Origin of the sequence: Bradyrhizobium arachidis (assembly GCF_024758505.1) — a bacterium.
Taxonomy (GTDB): domain Bacteria; phylum Pseudomonadota; class Alphaproteobacteria; order Rhizobiales; family Xanthobacteraceae; genus Bradyrhizobium; species Bradyrhizobium manausense_C.
Map to the genome: position 1 here is coordinate 3,707,423 of NZ_CP077970.1, position 19,659 is coordinate 3,727,081.

Sequence of the window (19,659 nt, forward strand, 5' to 3'; positions counted from 1 at the left end):
CGTCATTGGGGAAACACATGCAGTTCGACACCAAGATCGCGGTCGTGATCCGCACCGATCTTCAGGCGTGGCAGAAGCTGAACGTCGCAGCCTTTCTCACCAGCGGCATCGCCGCGGCCTTTCCCGCATGCATCGGTGACGCCTACGAGGACGCATCCGGCACAAAATATCTTTCGCTGATCGGCCAGCCGATCCTGATCTACGGCGCCGATGGTCCGGCCTTGACGCGCGCGCTCGACCGGGCGCTTTCGCGCAACGTGACACCGGCGCTCTACACCGAAGACATGTTCAAGACCACGCATGATGCCGCCAACCGCGAGGCGGTGAGGGTGGTCGCGCGCACTGATCTCAATCTCGTCGGCATCGCCGTGCGCGCCGAGCGCAAGGTGATCGATAAAATTGTCGATGGATTGAAGTTCCACAGCTGACGTCCGGCGCTGTCACACGTCTGTCATCGACGCGGTTCCCTTGCGCAATCATTGTGCTCTTTGACTCCGATCAAGGGAGAACCGCGCGCGGCAGCTACTCTGCTTCTCGAAATGTAAAGGAGCAGAGCCATGCCCACCATGAAAGCCGCAATCGTCAAGCAATTCGGCAAGCCGCTGGTGATCGAGGCGGTGCCGGTGCCGCAACCGGGGCCCGGCGAGGTCCTCGTCAAGGTGAAGGCCTGCGGCGTCTGCCACACCGATCTGCACGCCGCCTCCGGCGACTGGCCGGTGAAGCCGGTGCCGCCGTTCATTCCTGGCCATGAGGCGGCCGGCGTCGTTGCCGAACTCGGCCCGGGTGTTACCAATCTCAGGGTCGGTGACGCCGTCGGCGTCGCTTGGCTGCACGACGCGTGCCTGGCTTGCGAATATTGCGAGACCGGCTGGGAGACGCTGTGCGAGCACCAGCACAACACCGGCTACAGCGTGAACGGCGGCTTCGCCGAATACGTCATCGCGTCGGCCGCGTTCGCAGCAAAACTGCCACCGAACGTGGATTTCGCCGCAGTCGCACCGATCCTGTGCGCCGGTGTCACCACCTACAAGGGATTGAAGGAGACCGAGGCGAGGCCCGGCGAGTGGGTCGTGATATCAGGCGTCGGCGGGCTCGGCCATGTCGCGATCCAGTACGCGAAAGCGATGGGGCTGAAGGTCGCTGCGATCGATATCGCCGCCGACAAGCTTGCACTCGCACGCACGGCCGGTGCCGACCTCGCGGTCAATGCGCTGGAGGCCGATGCCGTGGACAAGGTGTTGGCCACAACCGGAGGCGGAGCGCACGGCGTGCTGGTGACGGCGGTGTCCACCGCGGCCTTTGCGCAGGCGTTGAAGATGGTGCGCCGGAAGGGCACCGTCAGTCTCGTCGGACTTCCGCCGGGTGAATTCCCAACGCCCATTTTCGATGTCGTCCTGAAGCGCATCACCGTGCGCGGCTCGATCGTGGGCACCCGCCGCGATCTCAACGAGGCGATCGCCTTCGCCGCCGACGGCAAGGTGCGGTCGGAAATCACCAAAGTGCCGCTCACGGCGATCAATGAGGTCTTCGAGAAAATGAAGGCCGGCAAGATCGAGGGCCGGATGGTGCTCGATTTCGGTTAGCGCCTTCGCCTCACGCCGGCGGCATGGTCTCGAACTTCGGCAGGCTTGGATCGAGTGGATCCCAGGCGTGGCCGCGCACGGCGTAGGTGACCACCTGCGGCTTGTAGCGGGCCGGCTCGTCGAGGCCCGCGGCGCGGATGGTGAAGATGTCGGGCTGTGCTGCGAAGGTCAGGTAGACCGGCACGCCGCACACGGCGCAGAAGCCGCGCGTCTTCACGTTGCCGCTGTCACCGACCATGTCCCACTGCCTGGCCTCACCCGTCAGCGTGACCCCGGCACGCGCGAAGGTGAGGTAGGAGCCGTGGCCGGTGCCGCTTTCACGCTGGCAGTCCCGGCACTGGCAGTGATTGCTGAACACGGGCTCGCCGGCAATCGAATAGCGGATCGCGCCGCAGGCGCAGCCGCCGGTATAGGGCTTGGTCATCGCGATATCTCCCACTCACTCTTCGCCGCTGATTTCGCCCAGCTGGCGGACGACTTTCTTCCAGCCACCGCTCATGACTGTGTAGGCCGACTCGTTCCTGGGCATGACAAAACCCGCGTGAACCAGGCGGATCCGCGTGCCGGCTTCGACCGGGGTGAGGGACCAGGTCACGATGGTGTCGAGCGGCGCGCCATAGCCGGTGTTGCGCTTGTCGCCGCCTTTCCACGCATAGACGAGGCGGCGGTTCGGCACGACCTCCAGAACCCGGCAATGGATGACGCCGTCCCAGGAGCCGCCAGGCGTGGTCTGGAATGTGAAGGTCTTGCCTTCGGTCGCTTCAAAGCCGGTCGGCTGCATGAGCCACCGCGCGATCAGCTGGGCGCTGGTCAGCGCCTTCCAGACCGTCGCTGCTGCGTGAGGGAAGACCTCATCGATGACGATATCCTGCGTCTCGGCTTTCAACTCGGCTGCACTCACGGATCGATCTCCTTCAAGAGGTCACGCAGGTTTTGGAAACGCTCGCGCCAGAACACGCCGTAATGGTCCATCCAGGTGACTAGGGGCTCGAGGCCTTGCGGCGCGGCGCGGTAGTAGACGTTGCGGCCCTCGGCGCGCTCGGCGACGAGGCCCGCCTGCTTCAACGATTTCAGGTGCTGCGAGATCGCGCCCTGCGTCACGCCGCTGCCGCGCGTCAGCTCGGCGACGGTGATCTCCTCGCTGTGGAAGACGCGCTCGAACACGGCGCGCCGTGTCGGATCGGCGAGGGCGCGCATGACTGTGGTCACAGGGCTGGTTGCGGCTTCGATCATGCTGGATCAATTAGCAATGGCTAATTCATTAGTCAATGCTAATTCGTTTGGGTCGCGCGCATGTGAAAGCCGGGCTCGAGTTGTCTACTTGACTATGACTGACCGGTCAGTCATAAATTTCGCATGACATCGAAACCGACCAAAGCCGCAGCGGCGCGCAAGAGTGAGGCGAAGGGCTCCGCTCAGGACGAGGTGCCCGCATCGAACCGCGCGGCTCGCGCGGCGGAGCGGCGTGCGGCCATCATCGAAGCGGCGCTGGAGGAGTTCATCGCGCGCGGCTTTGCCGCCACGCGGCTCGACGACATTGCCAAGCGCGCCGGCGTCGCCAAGGGCACGATCTACCTGCACTTCAAGGACAAGGAATCGATGTTCGAGGAACTGGTGCGCCTCGTCATCGTTCCGGTGGTGGAGCGGCTCACCAAGCTGCCGCCGCCGACCGGGTCGGTGCGCGATCTCGTCGAGGTTTTTGCGAGCACCTTCCTGCGCGAAGTCGCAAACACCAGGCGCGGCGATCTGGTGCGGCTGATCGTGGCGGAGGGCCCGCGCTTTCCCGCCGTCGCCGACTTCTACTATCGAGAGGTCGTGCAGCGCGGGATCGGCGGCATGCGCGCGCTGATCGAGCTCGGCATTGCCCGCGGCGAGATCCGCGAGAAGGGCCTGGCGCGCTTTCCGCAGATCCTGGTCGCGCCGGTTTTGATTTCGGTGATCTGGCAGAGCCTGTTCGAGCGGCACGCGCCGCTCGATGCGCAAGCGATGCTGCGCGTGCATCTCGATTTGATTTTTGGCGAACGGAGGACGACATGACGTCGTCGCAAAGGATTCTTGGACTGGCACTGGTTATCGCGCTCGCGGCCGGGTTGGGCGGCTGCAACGAAAAGCGCGATCCCGGTTTCCAGGGTTGGGTCGAGGCCGACATGATCTTCGTCAGCCCCGACGAAGCCGGACGCGTAACCAAGCTCAACGTGCGCGAGGGCGACGAGGTGAAGGTCGGCGATCACCTCTATTCCGTGGACGACGACCTCCAGCTTGCCGATCTCAACCAGAACAAGGCGACGCTCGCGAACGCGCAGCAGACCTATGATCGTGCGGCTTCGCTGAGCAAGACGGGCTCCGGTACGCAGGCCAATCTCGACTCCGCGGTTTCGAGCCTGCGGGTCGCCGAAGCCCGCGTGGCGACGTCGGAGACGCGGATGGCACGGCGGAAGGGCTTTGCGCCGGTCGCGGGCAAGGTCCAGCAGATCTATTTCCGCGAGGGCGAGATGGTCGCCGCGCAGCGGCCGGTGCTCTCGATCATGCCGCCCGGCAACATGAAGATCCGGTTCTTCGTTCCGGAAAGCGAGCTGCCGAAGCTTGCGATCGGCGACGAGGTGAGGGTGACCTGCGACAATTGCGCGGCGGATATCTCAGCAAAAATCTACTTCATCGCGACCACGGCCGAATACACGCCGCCGGTGATCTACAGCCTCGATGAGCGGAACAAGCTCGTCTATTTGATCCAGGCGCGCCCGGCGCGGCCCGATGTGCTGCGCGTCGGCCAGCCCGTGAGCGTCTACCTGAATCCCAAGACACCCGTGGCGGCCAAGTGATGAATGGCGCGGCGACCAACGGCATCGCGATCGACGTCAAGGGGCTGACAAAATCCTTTGGCGGCCGCGAGGTCGTGCATGACCTGTCGATGCAGGTGAAGCGTGGCTCGATCTACGGCTTCCTCGGCCCCAATGGCTCCGGCAAGACCACGACGATCCGCATCCTCTGCGGGCTGCTCACGCCCGACAGCGGCGAGGGGACCTGCCTCGGCTACGACATTCGCCGCGACGCCGAGCGCATCAAGCGGCAGGTCGGCTACATGACCCAGCGCTTCAGCCTCTATCAGGATCTCTCGGTGCGCGAGAACCTCGAATTCGTCGCGCGGCTCTACGGCATGGCGGATGCCCGCGGTGCGGCGCGTGAGATGATCAAGCGGCTTGGACTGTCGGGCCGCGAGGAGCAGCTCGCAGGCGAGCTGTCGGGCGGCTGGAAGCAGCGGCTGGCGCTCGGGGCCTGCACGCTGCCCAATCCGCAGCTTTTGCTGCTGGACGAGCCGACCGCAGGCGTCGATCCCAAGGCGCGACGCGATTTCTGGAACGAGATCCACGCGCTCGCGGCCGATGGCCTCACCGTGCTGGTCTCGACCCACTACATGGACGAGGCCGAACGCTGTCACGAGATCGCCTACATCGCCTACGGCCATCTGCTGGCGCACGGCACCGTGGAAGATGTGATCGCAAAATCGGCGCTCACCACCTACAACGTCACCGGAGACGATCTGAACGGGCTTGCCGCGGAGCTCACCGACAAGCCCGGCGTCGATATGGTGGCGCCGTTCGGCACCTCGCTGCACGTCTCGGGCCGCGACGTCGCGGCACTGGAAGCCAGCATCGCGCCGTGGCGCGACAGGAGCGGCCTGCACTGGGTGAAGTCGTCGCCCTCGCTGGAGGACGTGTTCATCGAATTGATGAGCCGCTCCAAGGACAATTTCCAATGAGCGCAATCGACCAGCCCGCACCGGTGCACGAGATACGAGAGCGGTTCGGCTTCTGGAAACGCTCCTATGCCATGCTGGTGAAGGAGTTCATCCAGCTCAGGCGCGATCGTGTCTCCTTCGCGATGATCGTGATGCTGCCGGTGATGCAGCTCCTGCTGTTCGGCTTTGCCATCAACACCACGCCGCACAATCTGCCGAGCGCGGTGCTGCTCCAGGAGGACAGCGATCTCGGCCGCTCGGTGCTCAAGGCGCTGGAGAACACCGCCTATTTCCGCTTCCTCTACGAGGTCCATGACGTCGACGATTTCGACAATCTCTTGAAGTCCGGCAAGGTGCTGTTCGGCGTCGAGATCCCGCGGGGCTTCGAACGGGCGGTCCGGCGCGGCGACAAGCCGGCGTTGCTGGTCGCGGCGGACGCGACAGATCCCGTTGCCGCGAGCGCCGCTCTCGGCTCCCTCGGTATGGTCGTGCAGAAGGCGCTCGCGCACGATCTCTATATCGGCGATCCGCCGGAGATGCCGTTCGAGATCCGGGCGCACGCGCGCTACAATCCGGCCGCCGTGTCGAGCCTCAACATCGTCCCGGGCCTCGTCGGCACCATCCTCACCATGACCATGCTGATCTTCACCGCGCTCTCGGTCACGCGCGAGGTCGAGCGCGGCACCATGGAGAGCCTGCTGTCGATGCCGATCAAGCCCGTGGAGGTGATGTTCGGCAAGATCATCCCTTACGTGCTGGTCGGCTTCATCCAGGCCTTCCTGATCATCAGCATCGGAGTGTTCCTGTTTGGCGTGCCCTTGCTCGGCAATCTGTTCCTGCTCGCGATCCTCTCAACGCTCTTCATCACCACCAATCTCTCGATTGGGTACACGATATCGACGGTGGTGCAGAACCAGCTCCAGGCCATGCAGATGTCGATGATGTTCTTCCTGCCGAGCATCCTCTTGTCCGGCTTCATGTTCCCGTTCGCGGGCATGCCCGCCTGGGCGCAATATGTCGGCGAGGCTCTGCCGCTGACGCATTACCTGCGAATCGTCCGCGCCATCATGCTGAAGGGCGCAACCATGCAGAATTTGCAATATGACACGATCGCGCTGGTGATCCTGATGCTGGTCGCCATGACGATCGCCGTGACCCGCTTCCGCCGCACGCTCGATTGAGGCAAGATGCTCCGGGAGGCCCCGGGGGAGAGATGGTCAGTTTTGCGAGCAGAAAAAAGCGGCACCATGCCGTTTTGTCGGAGGAATTCGAGCGCGAACTGACGCGAGAAGTGCTGCGCACCGAACTCTTGCGGGTGAGGGCGCTGATCATGACCGGATGCGTCATAATCGTCCTCCTTACCGCGACCTATTTGATCGACCCTGCCGTCGTGAACCGGGTCTGGCGCGGCACGGGCGGACTCGTCAAGGAATATGGCCTTCTGATCGGCTTCATCCTGCTCGAGGTGTGGATTTACACCCAGATCAGGCGGAACCTCAGGCTCAATCGCGATGTGCCGGTGGTCCGGCGCTACATCGGTGCGCTGATCGAGACGTCGCTGCCCACCGTCATCCTCATCCTGCAGATCCGGACCATGGGCGCGAGCCAGGCGCTCGGCTTCGCGGTGCCGCTGGTCTACTTCATCTTCGTCATCCTCTCGACCCTGCGGCTCGATTTCTGGCTCTCCACCTTCACCGGCTTCGTCGCCGCCGCCCAGCTGCTTGCCGTTGCGCTGATCTACGATTCGTCAAGCGGCATCGGCGAGCCGCAGACCTATTTCCACGTAGTGCGCAGCGTCGTCATCCTGGTCTGCGGCGTGCTCGCGGGTACGGTCGGCGCGCAGCTGCGGCGGCAATTTGCCGCGAGCATCGCGGCCGCCACAGCGCGCGACCGCGTCACCAACCTGTTCGGCCAGCACGTCTCGCCGCAGGTGGTGGAGCGGCTGATGGCGGAGGGCACGAGTGCCGGCGGCGACGTTCGCCGCGTCGCCGTGATGTTCGTCGACTTCCGCGGCTTCACCGCCGGTGCGCAGACGCGCACGCCGCAGGAGGTCGTCGATCGGCTCGACGGCGCCTTCGCAGTCCTCGTCGAGATCCTCGACCGGCAAGGGGGCATCGTGAACAAGTTTCTCGGCGACGGTTTTCTCGCCCTGTTCGGCGCGCCGCTGGCGGCGTCCGACGCGGCGCACCGTGCCGTTGCCGCGGGCCGCGAGATGCTGACTGCGATGGAGCACATCAACGCTGCGTCGAGCTGGCCGCTGCGGATCGGCATCGGCATCCATTTCGGCGAGGTCGTCGCCGGCAATATCGGCTCGCCCCGGCGCAAGGAATACACCGTGATTGGCGACACCGTGAATTTCGCCTCGCGCCTCGAGGCGCTGAACAAGGAGTTCGGTTCGCAGCTCCTGATCTCGTCCACCGTGCGCGAGGCGCTCGGCGACGACGGCAATGATGCGGTCGCGCTCGGCGAGGTCGAGGTGCGCGGTTACGAGCGGCCGGTGGCGGTCTATCAATTGGGTTAGCGACGAAAAAATCGCGCGCGCGATTGCACCGAATGCACCGAATTTTGGGGCATGACGGCTGATGGCGTCGGCATGTAGAGTGCGCTCGACACTTTGCATGAGGGAATTGAGATGCAGCGGCGTTACATCACCGTCGACGTGTTCACCGACCGCGCCTTTGGCGGCAATCAGCTCGCCGTGGTGCTCGACCCCGGCGGGTTGACCACGGCGCAGATGCAGGCGATCGCGACCGAGTTCAACTATTCCGAGACGACTTTCGTGCTGCCGCCGCGTGACAAGATGAACGATGCCGAGGTGCGCATCTTCACGCCGGTCCGGGAGCTTCCCTTCGCGGGCCACCCCAATGTCGGCACGGCTTTCGTGCTCGCGACGCTGGCAAAAGAGCCGAAGGCGCGGCTGCTGTTCGAGGAGAAGGCGGGGCTGGTGCCGGTCGACATCCTGCGAGAGCAGGGCCGCGTCGTCAGCACCGAGCTCACCGCGCCGCAGGCGCTGTCGCGGTTCTCGCAGCTTTCCGCCGAGGATGTCGCGGCCTGCCTTTCGTTGAAGGCGGAGGACGTCGCGGCCGATCGGCATGCACCGGAAGTCGTCGGCGTCGGAACGGCGTTCGTGGTCGCGCAATTGCGTTCGCGCGACGCGTTGCGGCGGGCCAAGCCCGATGCCGCGGCGTTTTCCCGCGTGCTGCCCCGTGACGGCGCCTTCGCGATCTACTTTTACACGCGCGACGTGCCGACCACGGAGGCGCCGTGCGACCTGCAGGCGCGGATGTTCTTCCCCGGCGCGAGCGGCCTGATCGAGGATCCCGCCACCGGCAGCGCCACGGTCGCCGCCGCGGCGCTCCTTGCCGATCTCGATTCCGCGCGCGATGGCGAGTTGAAGCTCACGATCGGGCAGGGTTTTGACATGGGTCGTCCCAGCATTCTCCTGACGCGCGTGCGCAAGGAGGGCGGCAGCATTCTCTCCGCCCATGTCGGCGGGCAGTGCGTGCAGATGATGGAGGGGACTTTCCGGCTGGCGGGAGAGGGGTAGAACGCTCCCTCCGCCCGTCATTCCGGGGCGATGCGACGGGACCGCGTAAAGCGCGGCCTGGAGCGTCGAACCCGGAATCCATCGGGCCGCGGAGTCCGAGGATGAATGGATTCCGGGTTCGCGACTTCGTCGCGCCCCGGAATGACGATCACACCTGCGGCGCCGCCAAATTCTTCACCGTCACCCCGTCGCGCTCCTCGATGATCTCGGCGATCATCTGGCGATGGCAATGGGTGTGGTCGCGTTCGTAGCAGAGCAGGCAGACGGGGCCGGCCTTCTTCACCAGCGCGGAGAGCTCGTCCATCTCTTCCTTGGCCTGCGGCGTCTTCAGGTGCTTTGAATAGATCTTTTCGAGCACGCCATACTGGCCGCTGCGCGCGGCGAGGCGGCCTTCCTTGGGCGTGCCGAGCGCTGCAAGATGCACATAGGCGATGCCGCGCTCATCCAAGCCGGCGGCAAGCTGCTTCTTGGAAAAGCCCGGCCGACGCGACGAAGTCACGGCGCGCACGTCGACCAAAAGCTTGACGCCGGCGTGTTCGAGCTCGTCCAGCACCGCACGCGGCGGCGTCTGTTCGTAGCCGATGGTGAAGAGACGATTTGCCTTGCGCGCCATGTGGTCTTCCGCGTGAGTTGCTCTCCCGAAAGGTTACGTCATCTCCGGCACGCTCGCCATAACCGCCGAGGTTATGTTGCCGCAGGTCCCTCGCGTTGCTGCCACCGCCGAGATACTGCATAGTTCACGCCAGAGCCGGTCGAACCGGCCGTGAGGGCGGAGGGCATGATGATCGGGGCAGGCCAACGATTGGCGGCAATCGCCGTCGCGTTCACTCTCGGCACGGCGCCGATCCAGGCGCAGACCAGCTATCCGGAACGCCCCGTGAAGATCATCGTTCCGATCGGCCCCGGTGGCAGCTACGACCTGGTTGGGCGCGCGCTGGCCGATGCCCTGTCGAAACGCTCAGGCCAATCCTTCTTTGTCGAGAACAAGCCCGGCGCGGGCACGGTCGTGGGAACGCAGGCGGCCGCGCAAAGCGCGGCGGACGGTTACACGCTCGTGGTCGGCGGACTCTCCAACATGGCCTTCAATTCGGCGCTCTATTCCAATCTCGCCTACGATCCGCTCCGCGATTTCGTACCGGTCGCGATGGTCTATCGCTTCGGCTATGTGATGGTCGGCCGCAAGGACTTAGCCCAGGCCGATGTGAAGGCGATCGTCGCTGCGGCGAAGGAAAAGCCCGGCTCGATCACCGTCGCGACGGCCGGTGTCGGCACCGGCCAGCAGCTCGTCGCGGCCGCCTTCATGAAGGCCGCCGGCGTCAAACTGCTGGAGGTGCCCTACAAGAGCTCGCCGCAGGCATTCACCGATCTCCTGGCCGGCCGTGTCGACTTGTTCTTCGATTCCATCGCAGCCGGCCTGCCATATGTGCAATCGGGACAGGCGCGGGGCCTTGCCGTGCTGTCGTCGAAGCGCAGCCGGCTTGCGCCCGACGTTCCCACGATGTCGGAGGCGGGCGTGACCGGGCTCGACGTCGATTCCTGGCTCGCCATCTTCGTGCCGGCGAAAACACCGCCCGCCGTGGTCGCCAAATTGCGCGACGACATCCGCGCCGTGCTGCCGGAGCTGACGGAACGGTTCGACAAGACCGGCGGCGAGGCGTGGGACAGACCGGAGGGGCTGGAGGCCTTTGTCGCGACGGAGCATGCGAGCTGGACCAGGCTCATTCGCGACGCCGGGATCAAGTTGGATTAGGAAGGGACGGCAGAGGCTTCCTTCGTAGACTCGGCCGGGTGTCGTCCCTTGCTGGACGAGGGCGTGGACTCATAAGCCCGTCAGGTCCGCTTTGCTCTCGGAAGGCGACGTTGAAGCCGGCATTGATGCATGTCGTCCTTTCGCCAAAAGCCGACGTCAGAGACCCTGCAACTATCGGAGCATGGCGGTCTCCTGCGTTGCATCGTTAAGGCCAGCTCATTGTAGTGAGCGCTTCACCGCCGGTGGGGCGTGCTCGCGGACAACGATTTCTAAAGATCCCCACGCCCAAAGACTTTCTTGCCCGCTGCTGCCTGAGACATCGCATCCCTGCAGGAATCGCTCACCTCTGCCATGTGCGATTTTATGCAGGCTCTGATACCGCCGGTGCCGGGAACAATACCGGCACACAGCTTCGCAACATCGGTCTTGCATACCTTTCCGGTCACCGCCACCGTGAGCACGCGGTCTTCGCAGGTTGGCGATAGGACGGTTAAATGCGATTCTATGCAGGCCTTGATCCGGCCTTCACCGGGCTGAATGCCGGCACACAGTGTCTTGATGTCGCCGGCGCAGGGCTTGCCCGCCTGCTGTGCCTCGGCGACAGAACCTGACAGCAGCAACGCTGTCATTACAACAAGCCCAGCTTGCATTCCTGCCATTTTAGATTCCTCGGCGAGATTCAAAAAGGGCGGATGGGGGGTGATATCCGAAATCCGGCCGCGCCGCTAGAACGATGCCGCTGGGACGCAAGAAGCCGGTTCGATGGCGCAAAGCGTAGCGCGCAACGGGTGGCTGCCTTGGGGGCAAGTAGGTGACATCACACGTTTAGCCTAATGCGGCTGCCGACTTAGGGCAGTCCCGCTTACGCTCAGTCTTGAATGACGAGCTCTCCTTGCTACACGCAGAACCACACCGCATTGGAGGCGGTATGATCTTATAGAACTCTTGGAATTCTTCTGTCGCCGCCACCAGCCACCGTTTTTCGTGATGCGACAGGCAGGCTTGAGTGCTAGGGTTGAATTTTCGGGCGTCTATTGAGGCCGAGGTTGTCCCGGCAAGCAGTGCTCACAGTCCAGTTCGAGGCTGTGCAATGCCCAAAATTTTGCTCATCGAAGACAACGAGATGAACCGCGACATGCTCTCGCGGCGTCTGGTGCGTGGCGGCTACGAGGTCACCATTGCCGAGGACGGAGCGCGCGGCGTGGCAATGGCCACAAGCGACAGGCCCGATCTCATCTTGATGGACATGAGCCTGCCGGTGATCGACGGTTGGGAGGCGACGCGCCAGATCAAGGCCACGCCTGAGCTGCGCAAAATCCCCATCATCGCGCTGACGGCGCACGCCATGGCGACCGACCGGGACAAGGCCCTCGAGGCCGGCTGCGACGACTACGACACAAAGCCGATCGAGCTGAAGAGGCTGCTGGGAAAGATCGAAACGCTACTCGCAGCTGCGGGACAATAGACGATCTACAAGTTCCGGACAGGTGACGAGAGGAAACAACCCATGAAAACGGCTCAGTACAAATGGTCCAAGAGTGACGGGTGGCGGCCGAATTTGCCTGCTGGCGAAGTCGGACGACAAAGTGTCGTGTTCGTTTTCGGCGCTAGATCACTGATGCAGGCAGGTGAGCTCGTGGGCGAACTGCGCGACCACTTCAAAGGGGCCGCCATGCTTGGTTGCTCGACTTCCGGCGAGATTGCCGGCGACGTGGTCGTCGACGACTCGATGATTGCCACCATTGTCGACTTCGACCATACGCGACTCCGCTCCGCCTCTGCCACGATTGGTGAGGCGAAGGCGAGCTACGACGTCGGCAAGGAGCTCGCGCAGCAGTTGAACGACGCCTCACTGCGTCATGTGTTCGTGCTTTCGGACGGCTTGCACGTCAATGGCTCCGACCTGGCGCACGGTCTCGCGGGCAGCGTCTCGGAAGGCGTGTCGATCACCGGCGGCCTTTCCGGAGACGGAACCAATTTTGCCGAGACCTGGGTCATTGCCGACGGCGGCGCGGGTCCCCAGCGCGTAGCCGCGGTTGGTCTGTATGGCGACGACTTGCGCATTGGCTACGGATCGATGGGCGGCTGGCAGCCATTTGGGCCGCTGCGCACCATCACCCGGGCCGAGGGAAACATCCTCTATGAGCTGGACGGGGGGTCAGCGCTCGATCTCTATAAATCGTACCTAGGCCCGCACGCCGACCAGTTGCCAAGCTCAGCCTTGCTCTTTCCAATCCTGGTTACCGAGGCAAAGGGCGGCCAAGGTGTCGTCCGGACAGTCCTGTCCGTGGACGAGCAGAACAAGTCGATGACGTTCGCAGGCGACATCCCACAGGGTGGAACGGCACAGTTGATGAAGACCAACGTTGACGATCTGGTCGACGGCGCAACGGCCGCCGCCAAGGCCAGCCTCAGCGGGCTGGGCGACAGGCGACCAGATCTGGCAATTCTAGTGAGCTGTGTCGGTCGCAAGCTTGTGATGAAGCAGCGCACCGAAGAGGAAATCGAGGCAATCCGAGATGTCTTTGGAAGGGATACGAAGATTTCCGGCTTCTACTCGTACGGCGAGCTTTCCCCCTTCATGCACGGTGGCGAGTGCCGCCTGCACAATCAAACCATGACCATCACAACTTTCGCCGAGGACTGAACGGTCACAGGGCACCGATGCACAGGCTGCTACGACGCCAGCTCAGAAAGCACCTCGGTGTCGAGGGAGAAGTACCGGCTGCGTTGCAGTCTTTCGTGGCAGCCGTCGATTCCGCATACACCGATTTCGATAGCGATCGGGCGATGGTCGAGCGCTCTCAGGAGCTGAGCTCGAAGGAGCTGTCGGAAGCGCACGACAAGGCTGCGCGGGCCCAGACTCGGCTGACCGACGCGCTCGAGAGCATCTCGGAAGGCTTTTTCCTGTTCGACGCAAGTGATCGCATGGTGCTGTGTAACTCGCGCTATCGCGAGCTCTACCCGGGGCTGGCCGATCTTATGCGGCTAGGGCTGGAGTTCGAGCGTTTGATCAAGACCGTGGTCGAGCGTGGAATCGTGCCTGATGCAGCTGCACGACCTCAAGAATGGATCGAGCAAAGACTTGCTCGACATCGCAACCCCGGAGGGCCGTTTCTGCATCACCAATGGGACGGTCGCTGGATCCAGATCAGCGAGCGCAAGACTCAGGATGGCGGCACTGTAGGCGTGTTCACGGACGTGACTGAAATCAAACGGCGAGAGGAGGAGTTGGCTGCTGCGCGCGACAAGGCAACGGCGGCACAGCGCCGGCTCGTCGACGCGATCGAGAGCATCTCAGAGGGTTTCTCGCTTTACGACGCCGACGACAAGCTGGTGATATACAACCGGCGGTACCGGGACATGCACGGCACCGGCAGCATCGATGTCGTGAAACAAGGCGTATCGTTCGAAGCGATCCTCCGCAACGCGACCGCGAGCGGCGAGATCCCCGACGCGGAGGGGCGCGTCGAGGCCTGGATCGCCGAACGTCTGGCGCGGCATCGCAATCCCAGGGGCACGCATATACAACACCGCTCCGACGGGCGCTGGATTCAGATCAACGAGCGCAAAACCGACGACGGCGGCACGGTCGCGACTTACACCGATATCACCGACGTGAAGCAGGCCGAACAGGCGATCCAGGAGAGCGAGCAGCGGCTGCGTGTCATTGCCGAGGCCGCGCCGATGGCGGTGGCGATCGTCACCTTCGATGACGGGATCATCCGGTATGCCAATAAACGCTTCAGCGAAATGTTCGAGCTCGAAGGTTCGTCCGCCCTGGGCCTGCAAGCCAAAACCTTCTACGCAGACCCGCAGCATCGCGAGCACTTCATCGACGCGCTCACCGAGCGCGGCCATGTGGAGAGCATGGAGATGCTGCTCAAGCGGGCTGGGGGCGAGGAGTTCTGGGCGCTGATAGCGTCGCAGCGCGTCCAGTTCGAGGGGCGCCCGGCGATGATCAACGGCCTTGCCGATATCAGCGACCGCAAGCGCATGGAAGGCGAGCTGCACAAGGCGATCTGGGCGAGCGAGCAGGCGACCCGCGCGAAGTCAAACTTCGTCGCCAGCATGAGCCACGAGCTGCGCACGCCCTTGAATGCGATCATCGGCTACAGCGAGATACTGTTCGAGGACGCCCAGAGCGCCGGGCGCGAATCGGAAATGGCGGACCTGCGCAAGATCCAGGATGCCGGCAAGCATCTGCTCGGCCTGATCGACAACATCCTCGATCTTTCCAAGATCGAGGCCGGCAAGATGACGCTCTATCTTGAGACCTTCGAGCTGCGGCCCATGATTGATAGCGTCGCAGCGACCATCACCCCGCTCGCCAGGAAGAATGGCAACGCGCTCGTGGTGAACTGCGCCGACGAGGTCGGCACGATGCACAGCGATCTGACCAAGGTGCGGCAGACCCTGTTCAACCTTCTCAGCAATGCCTGCAAGTTCACACGGAACGGGACGATCACGCTGACCGTGCTCCGTGATATGGACGAAGCCCTCGACTGGGTCGAGTTCCAGGTGCGCGATACCGGTATCGGCATGACGCCAGATCAGCAGGCTAAGGTGTTCGAGGCCTTCACCCAGGCCGATGCCTCCACGACCCGCGCCTACGGCGGCACCGGGTTGGGCCTCGCCATCACCAAGAGCTTCTGCCGGCTGATGGGCGGCGATGTGACGCTGATCAGCGCGGCCGGTAAGGGGACGACCTTCGTGGTTCGCCTGCCGGCGGTGACGCGCGCTGCATCGGACGCCGCGGGCTTGGCGGCAGAGAAGCGTTCCGAGCGTCCGCAGGTCGCCGAGCCCGAGCGTGCGCCGATCGTTCTCGTAGTCGACGATGATCCCAACGCGCGGGAGCTGCTGCGCCGACACCTGCAACGCGGTGGTTACGCCGTTCGCTTGGCTGCCAATGGCGAAGAGGCGATGAAGCTCGCCCGCACGCTGCGGCCCGATGTTGTCACGCTCGACGCTCTGATGCCGCACATGGATGGCTGGGCCGTACTCAGCGCCATGAAGGAAGATGCCGGACTCGCCGAAATTCCCGTGATCATGGTTACGATCGTAGATAACCAGGGCATTGGCTTCTCGCTCGGCGCCGCCGACTACCTGGTGAAGCCGATCGATCGCGACAGACTGGTTCGTGCAGTGGACAAGTGCTGCCCGAGGGGCGCGGCACGGCAGGTGCTGATAGTCGAGGATGACGCTCCGACCAGTGAGCTGATGGGGCGCGCCTTGCGGCAGATCGATTGCACGGTCACTCTAGCAGAGAATGGTCGGGTTGGTCTCGAGTGTTTGAGGGAGGCTTTACCTGACGCAATTCTGCTCGATCTCATGATGCCCGAAATGGATGGGTTCGAGTTCATCGCGCGGCTGCGCGCTGAATCCCGCTGGCGGCGCATCCCGGTCATCGTCGTCACCGCAAAGACACTGACCGCTGAGGATCGCGCGCGCCTCAACGGCCAGGTACAGCATTTGGTGCACAAGGGCGAATATAGTGGCAAGGCTGTGCTGGCGGCGCTCGACGAGCTGGTACCCCGGCACGTCCGGCGCGCGAGTCCGGATCGGCCATGAGCATCGTTGACACCGACAGCGTGCGCGCCGGGCGCATCCAGCTGGCCCACCTTCGCCAGGAACTGTTGTCCCCGGTCAACGCCTTGCTCGGCTATGCAGAGATCGTGCACGAGGAGGCGTCGCGGAAGGGGAGCCCGGACGTCCTCCCCGATCTGAACCGTATCCTCGCCGCTGCCCGGGATCTCGCCGGCAAGGTCGACCGGATGGTGGAGGGCGATCGCGCCAAGAGCCCGCCTGGCTCAGCCGCCGCCACGCAAGAGCAGGAGCTGCGTCACGAATTGCGCACGCCGCTCAACGCGATCAAGGGCTATGGCGAGATGCTGCGCGAGGATGTAGCTGATTTATCAAGCAGCTCACTGCGTGCAGATCTCGACCGCCTGCTGGTGGCGGCCACCGACTTGCTGCTGCGTCTTGATCGCATCGTGCGATTCTCGGTCGATGTCGAGGAGACGCGTTTGGCCTCCGATCGGACCGGTGCGGTCATTGTTAGCGACTTGATGCGCAGCCTCGGGCCAATCCAGCATGAGCCGAATACTGTCAGCGAAACCGGCTCCATTCTCGTCGTGGATGATATCGAGGCCAACCGCGATCTCCTGTCGCGCCGACTGATCCGCGAAGGCCACCGCGTCGCTTCTGTGGCCAGCGGTCAACAGGCGCTGCAGGCGCTCGCCGACGATGAGTTCGACCTCGTCCTGCTTGATTTGATGATGCCCGATATCAACGGGTTTGAGGTGCTCGTGCGCATGAAGGCCGACGAGCGGCTGCGCCGCATCCCGGTTATCATGATCACGGCCCTGGCTGAGACCGAGAGCGCCGTCCGCTGCATCGAGGCCGGGGCCGAGGATTATCTGCCGAAGCCGTTCGATCCGGTCCTGCTGCGCGCGCGGATCAATGCTTGCCTGCACAAGAAGCGCTGGCGCGACCGCGAGCAGAAGTACCTTCGCCGCATCGAGGATGAGACCGCCAAATTCGAGCGGCTGCTGTTGACCATCCTGCCAAGGAAAGTGATAGGCCGCCTGAACCAGGGCGAAGCCATGATCGCCGACCGCTTCGAGGGTGTGAGCGTTCTGTTCGCCGATCTGGTGGGCTTCACCGAGCACTCGGCACGGGTCACGCCTGCAGCGATGGTCGAGTATCTGAACCGGCTGTTCTCGGAGTTCGATGCGCTTGCCCGCGAGCTCGGTGTCGAGAAGATCAAGACCATCGGCGATGCCTACATGGCCGTCGCCGGCTTGCCCGACCCGAACCCCGATCCGGTCGCAGCGATCGCGACAATGGCGCTCGGCATGATTGACCGGCTAGGCATCGTCAACGACCATTTCGGCTGGCCGTTGCAAATCCGGATCGGCATACATTCCGGTCCTGTGGTCGCCGGCATCATCGGCGAGCACCGCTTCATCTACGACGTGTGGGGAGATACCGTAAATGTCGCCAGCCGGCTCGAGGCCTATTCTCTACCCAATCGAATCCATGTGTCCCAGGATATAGCCTGCCACCTCGTCGGTCCCTTCGCGCTGGAGCCACGCGGCAGCGTTGAGGTGAAGGGCAAAGGCAAACTGGAGACGTTTTTCTTGAGTCGGATCTAGATGCGCGTCCCCCCGCGCCGGCGCCGGCAGGCTTGCTCCTTCAGAAGGTGCTGATCTTTTCAGGCAAATAGCGAGCACTTGGTGAACACAGGGCTCACCGGCCGATGATGGTGATCGCAATCGGGTCCCGCGTCACCGGTTATTTGGTCTCGCGTCGGCTTTGGGCCCGCATGCGGGCATCCGCGCGTTGCCCGGTCTTGGTCCGCTCACGGCCCGAAGGCGGACAGTCCCGGACTCATGAGTGTACGCCCTGGTCGGCCCAATCAGGTCACGACTTCACGCGCTCGATCAGCTCCATGGCGCCGGCGGGAGCGCGCACCTTGCCCTCGTGGATGACATAGGCGAACACGTCGCGCGGCTCCTTCTTGGGCTTCGCCTTGTCGACCTTCGGCAGGTCGTCGGGTTCACTTCCCGCTGCCCAGGCCTGAAACCGCTTGCCCCAGGCGTCGAGCTCCTTCGGCGGATAGCAGGTCTTCAGCTCGTCATTGCCCTTCTGCAGCCGTGCATAGACGAAGTCGCTGGCGACATCTGATATTGCCGGATATTTGCCGTGCTCGGCAAACACCACCGGCGTCTCGAACTCCCGTATCAGCGCCACGAAATCAGGCGTGCAAAAGCTGTCATGGCGCACCTCGACGACGTGGCGCAACGCGCGGCCGTCGATCTTGCGCGGCAGCAGTTCCAGGAATTTGCCAAAGTCGGCGCCGTCGAACTTCTTGGTCGGCGCGAATTGCCAGAGCACGGGTCCGAGCCGGTCGCGCAATTCCAGCACGCCGGAATCGTAGAAACGCTTGATGGAGTCGCCGGCTTCCGCGAGCACGCGACGGTTGGTGGCAAAGCGCGGTCCCTTGACGGAGAAGACGAACCCGTCGGGCACCTCGCTTGCCCATTTGCGAAAGCTCTCCGGCTTCTGCGAGCCGTAATAGGTGCCGTTGATTTCGATCGAGGTCAGCTTTGAAGCCGCATACGACAGCTCCTTGGCCTGCGTGAGCTTCTCCGGATAGAACACGCCGCGCCAGGGCTCAAACGTCCAGCCCCCGATGCCGATATAGATGTTGCCGGATATTGCAGTCGCGGTTTTTGCTTTGGCCACGGGAGGATCTCGCGCGAGGGGGAGGGGCTTCATCCTATTCAAACGAGAAGTGATTGGCCAGTTGCGACGTCCCGTCTAAGCTGCACAGTGGGACCGCGAAAAAAGGAGAACAAGATGCGGATGCTGATCGCAGCTGTTCTGGTCATGATGACATCTGCCGCCATCGCCGATGACGATGATGCGGGCGCGCAGAAGCTGGCGATGCAGGGCAGGGACTATTATTGGAAGTGCCTGGCGCGGGAATATTCGCGCGACAGCAACCAGGGCCTCTCGGAGCAGGATTTTTCCCGCTCGGTCGCCAGCGCCTGTCCCTCGGAGCGACAGAATTACCGGGTGACGCTGCTCGATTATCTGACGACGCAGTATCCGAACATCGATTCCAGCGCGCATCTCGCCACCGCGAACAGGGCGGTCGAATCGGCGCAGAAGGACGTCGTGACGGCTTACGTGAAGCACAGGCCGCCGACGCGATAAGCCATTCGCCCCCATTAACCGTCGCGGCCCCAGGCCCTTCCGGCTGCGCATTCTTCCATGGTATCACTGCCCTCACTCGGAACAGGAATAGGCCCGCATGTCGTCTGAATCGGTCGGAGGCATTTTTGGTGCGATCGTCGCGGCGATCGTTCTTGCGGTTGCCATCGTTTTCGGGCCGATCGGGCAGATCGGCAAGCCGGCCAAGCCCGCGAAGGCCGAGCAGTCAGCGCCGGCCGCCGTAGCGCCTGCGCCCGCCGCGCCGGCCCCGCGCGGGCCGGTGATCCGGGAAGTTCCGAACCAGTAAGGCTTGAACCACCCC

At 63.6% G+C, this 19,659-nt stretch carries 21 protein-coding genes; 15 read left to right on the forward strand and 6 right to left on the reverse strand.

Going from position 1 to position 19,659, the window contains the following annotated elements; translation table 11 throughout:
* Positions 1–17: 17 nt before the first annotated feature.
* Both KUF59_RS16735 and adhP read left to right on the forward strand, forming a co-directional pair.
* A complete protein-coding gene (locus KUF59_RS16735) occupies positions 18–428 on the forward strand; it encodes a DUF2000 family protein (RefSeq protein ID WP_212458288.1) in 411 nt (136 codons plus the stop codon).
* A gap of 129 nt (positions 429–557) precedes the next feature.
* On the forward strand, positions 558–1,583 hold the full coding sequence (gene adhP, locus KUF59_RS16740; protein WP_212458289.1) for an alcohol dehydrogenase AdhP: 1,026 nt from the start codon (positions 558–560) through the stop codon (positions 1,581–1,583).
* A gap of 10 nt (positions 1,584–1,593) precedes the next feature.
* Here adhP and KUF59_RS16745 read toward each other — a convergent pair whose 3' ends face one another.
* Genes KUF59_RS16745 through KUF59_RS16755 form a run of 3 tightly spaced genes read right to left on the reverse strand, consistent with a single transcriptional unit; the run spans position 1,594 to position 2,816 of the window.
* The gene (locus KUF59_RS16745) at positions 1,594–2,007 is read right to left on the reverse strand and encodes a GFA family protein (RefSeq protein WP_212458290.1); all 414 of its coding nucleotides are present in this window, start codon (positions 2,005–2,007) and stop codon (positions 1,594–1,596) included.
* A gap of 15 nt (positions 2,008–2,022) precedes the next feature.
* Positions 2,023–2,484 (reverse strand): SRPBCC family protein, encoded by a 462-nt coding sequence (locus KUF59_RS16750; RefSeq protein WP_212458291.1) that lies wholly within the window; start codon positions 2,482–2,484, stop codon positions 2,023–2,025.
* Positions 2,481–2,816 (reverse strand): ArsR/SmtB family transcription factor, encoded by a 336-nt coding sequence (locus KUF59_RS16755; RefSeq protein WP_212458293.1) that lies wholly within the window; start codon positions 2,814–2,816, stop codon positions 2,481–2,483. Before KUF59_RS16755 ends, KUF59_RS16750 begins: the two co-directional genes overlap by 4 nt.
* 123 nt (positions 2,817–2,939) lie before the next feature.
* Between KUF59_RS16755 and KUF59_RS16760 the strand changes: the two genes are divergently transcribed.
* The 6 genes from KUF59_RS16760 (at position 2,940) to KUF59_RS16785 (ending at position 8,866) form a co-directional block, all read left to right on the forward strand.
* Positions 2,940–3,620, forward strand: coding sequence for a TetR/AcrR family transcriptional regulator (locus tag KUF59_RS16760; protein WP_212458294.1), 681 nt, complete (start codon positions 2,940–2,942; stop codon positions 3,618–3,620).
* On the forward strand, positions 3,617–4,402 hold the full coding sequence (locus KUF59_RS16765) for an HlyD family secretion protein (protein ID WP_212458295.1): 786 nt from the start codon (positions 3,617–3,619) through the stop codon (positions 4,400–4,402). The genes KUF59_RS16760 and KUF59_RS16765 overlap by 4 nt, the downstream gene beginning before the upstream one ends.
* A complete protein-coding gene (locus KUF59_RS16770; protein WP_212458296.1) occupies positions 4,402–5,340 on the forward strand; it encodes an ABC transporter ATP-binding protein in 939 nt (312 codons plus the stop codon). Before KUF59_RS16765 ends, KUF59_RS16770 begins: the two co-directional genes overlap by 1 nt.
* Positions 5,337–6,500, forward strand: a complete 1,164-nt coding sequence (locus KUF59_RS16775; RefSeq protein ID WP_212458297.1) for an ABC transporter permease — start codon at positions 5,337–5,339, stop codon at positions 6,498–6,500. The genes KUF59_RS16770 and KUF59_RS16775 overlap by 4 nt, the downstream gene beginning before the upstream one ends.
* A gap of 32 nt (positions 6,501–6,532) precedes the next feature.
* Positions 6,533–7,840 (forward strand): adenylate/guanylate cyclase domain-containing protein, encoded by a 1,308-nt coding sequence (locus KUF59_RS16780; RefSeq protein ID WP_212458299.1) that lies wholly within the window; start codon positions 6,533–6,535, stop codon positions 7,838–7,840.
* A 111-nt stretch (positions 7,841–7,951) separates the two neighbouring features.
* Positions 7,952–8,866 (forward strand): PhzF family phenazine biosynthesis protein, encoded by a 915-nt coding sequence (locus KUF59_RS16785; RefSeq protein WP_212458300.1) that lies wholly within the window; start codon positions 7,952–7,954, stop codon positions 8,864–8,866.
* A gap of 148 nt (positions 8,867–9,014) precedes the next feature.
* Here KUF59_RS16785 and KUF59_RS16790 read toward each other — a convergent pair whose 3' ends face one another.
* Positions 9,015–9,479 (reverse strand): DUF488 domain-containing protein, encoded by a 465-nt coding sequence (locus tag KUF59_RS16790; RefSeq protein WP_212458301.1) that lies wholly within the window; start codon positions 9,477–9,479, stop codon positions 9,015–9,017.
* A 165-nt stretch (positions 9,480–9,644) separates the two neighbouring features.
* Here KUF59_RS16790 and KUF59_RS16795 point away from each other — a divergent pair, with 165 nt between their 5' ends.
* Positions 9,645–10,616 carry a Bug family tripartite tricarboxylate transporter substrate binding protein gene (locus KUF59_RS16795; protein WP_212458302.1) on the forward strand — a complete coding sequence of 324 codons (972 nt, stop codon included), beginning with the start codon at positions 9,645–9,647 and terminating at the stop codon, positions 10,614–10,616.
* Between the two features lie 269 nt (positions 10,617–10,885).
* Here the strand turns inward: KUF59_RS16795 and KUF59_RS16800 are convergent, their stop codons facing one another.
* The gene (locus tag KUF59_RS16800; protein WP_212458303.1) at positions 10,886–11,275 is read right to left on the reverse strand and encodes a hypothetical protein; all 390 of its coding nucleotides are present in this window, start codon (positions 11,273–11,275) and stop codon (positions 10,886–10,888) included.
* Positions 11,276–11,706: 431 nt separating this feature from the next.
* On the opposite strand from KUF59_RS16800, the gene KUF59_RS16805 reads away from it, so the two are divergent.
* From KUF59_RS16805 to KUF59_RS16820, 4 genes are all read left to right on the forward strand, one after another.
* On the forward strand, positions 11,707–12,081 hold the full coding sequence (locus KUF59_RS16805) for a response regulator (protein WP_212458304.1): 375 nt from the start codon (positions 11,707–11,709) through the stop codon (positions 12,079–12,081).
* A 42-nt stretch (positions 12,082–12,123) separates the two neighbouring features.
* Positions 12,124–13,263 carry an FIST signal transduction protein gene (locus KUF59_RS16810; RefSeq protein ID WP_212458305.1) on the forward strand — a complete coding sequence of 380 codons (1,140 nt, stop codon included), beginning with the start codon at positions 12,124–12,126 and terminating at the stop codon, positions 13,261–13,263.
* A 95-nt stretch (positions 13,264–13,358) separates the two neighbouring features.
* Entirely contained in the window at positions 13,359–16,187 is a 2,829-nt protein-coding gene (locus KUF59_RS16815) for a PAS-domain containing protein (protein ID WP_258769703.1), read from the forward strand.
* Positions 16,184–17,773 carry an adenylate/guanylate cyclase domain-containing protein gene (locus tag KUF59_RS16820; RefSeq protein WP_212458307.1) on the forward strand — a complete coding sequence of 530 codons (1,590 nt, stop codon included), beginning with the start codon at positions 16,184–16,186 and terminating at the stop codon, positions 17,771–17,773. Before KUF59_RS16815 ends, KUF59_RS16820 begins: the two co-directional genes overlap by 4 nt.
* Positions 17,774–18,041: 268 nt before the next feature.
* Here KUF59_RS16820 and KUF59_RS16825 read toward each other — a convergent pair whose 3' ends face one another.
* Positions 18,042–18,866, reverse strand: coding sequence for a DUF72 domain-containing protein (locus KUF59_RS16825; protein WP_212458308.1), 825 nt, complete (start codon positions 18,864–18,866; stop codon positions 18,042–18,044).
* A 114-nt stretch (positions 18,867–18,980) separates the two neighbouring features.
* On the opposite strand from KUF59_RS16825, the gene KUF59_RS16830 reads away from it, so the two are divergent.
* Positions 18,981–19,340, forward strand: a complete 360-nt coding sequence (locus KUF59_RS16830) for a hypothetical protein (protein ID WP_212458309.1) — start codon at positions 18,981–18,983, stop codon at positions 19,338–19,340.
* 97 nt (positions 19,341–19,437) lie between these two features.
* Entirely contained in the window at positions 19,438–19,644 is a 207-nt protein-coding gene (locus KUF59_RS16835) for a hypothetical protein (protein ID WP_212458310.1), read from the forward strand.
* Positions 19,645–19,659 lie beyond the last annotated feature (15 nt).

Coding starts and splice junctions, on each gene's coding strand:
- KUF59_RS16790 (WP_212458301.1), bottom strand. CDS start 9,479: ATGGCGCGCAAGGCAAATCGTCTCTTCACCATCGGCTACGAACAGACG.
- KUF59_RS16830 (WP_212458309.1), top strand. CDS start 18,981: ATGCGGATGCTGATCGCAGCTGTTCTGGTCATGATGACATCTGCCGCC.
- KUF59_RS16810 (WP_212458305.1), top strand. CDS start 12,124: ATGAAAACGGCTCAGTACAAATGGTCCAAGAGTGACGGGTGGCGGCCG.
- KUF59_RS16820 (WP_212458307.1), top strand. CDS start 16,184: ATGAGCATCGTTGACACCGACAGCGTGCGCGCCGGGCGCATCCAGCTG.
- KUF59_RS16800 (WP_212458303.1), bottom strand. CDS start 11,275: ATGGCAGGAATGCAAGCTGGGCTTGTTGTAATGACAGCGTTGCTGCTG.
- KUF59_RS16775 (WP_212458297.1), top strand. CDS start 5,337: ATGAGCGCAATCGACCAGCCCGCACCGGTGCACGAGATACGAGAGCGG.
- KUF59_RS16735 (WP_212458288.1), top strand. CDS start 18: ATGCAGTTCGACACCAAGATCGCGGTCGTGATCCGCACCGATCTTCAG.
- KUF59_RS16770 (WP_212458296.1), top strand. CDS start 4,402: ATGAATGGCGCGGCGACCAACGGCATCGCGATCGACGTCAAGGGGCTG.
- KUF59_RS16765 (WP_212458295.1), top strand. CDS start 3,617: ATGACGTCGTCGCAAAGGATTCTTGGACTGGCACTGGTTATCGCGCTC.
- KUF59_RS16755 (WP_212458293.1), bottom strand. CDS start 2,816: ATGATCGAAGCCGCAACCAGCCCTGTGACCACAGTCATGCGCGCCCTC.
- adhP (WP_212458289.1), top strand. CDS start 558: ATGCCCACCATGAAAGCCGCAATCGTCAAGCAATTCGGCAAGCCGCTG.
- KUF59_RS16745 (WP_212458290.1), bottom strand. CDS start 2,007: ATGACCAAGCCCTATACCGGCGGCTGCGCCTGCGGCGCGATCCGCTAT.
- KUF59_RS16795 (WP_212458302.1), top strand. CDS start 9,645: ATGATGATCGGGGCAGGCCAACGATTGGCGGCAATCGCCGTCGCGTTC.
- KUF59_RS16785 (WP_212458300.1), top strand. CDS start 7,952: ATGCAGCGGCGTTACATCACCGTCGACGTGTTCACCGACCGCGCCTTT.
- KUF59_RS16760 (WP_212458294.1), top strand. CDS start 2,940: ATGACATCGAAACCGACCAAAGCCGCAGCGGCGCGCAAGAGTGAGGCG.
- KUF59_RS16835 (WP_212458310.1), top strand. CDS start 19,438: ATGTCGTCTGAATCGGTCGGAGGCATTTTTGGTGCGATCGTCGCGGCG.
- KUF59_RS16780 (WP_212458299.1), top strand. CDS start 6,533: ATGGTCAGTTTTGCGAGCAGAAAAAAGCGGCACCATGCCGTTTTGTCG.
- KUF59_RS16805 (WP_212458304.1), top strand. CDS start 11,707: ATGCCCAAAATTTTGCTCATCGAAGACAACGAGATGAACCGCGACATG.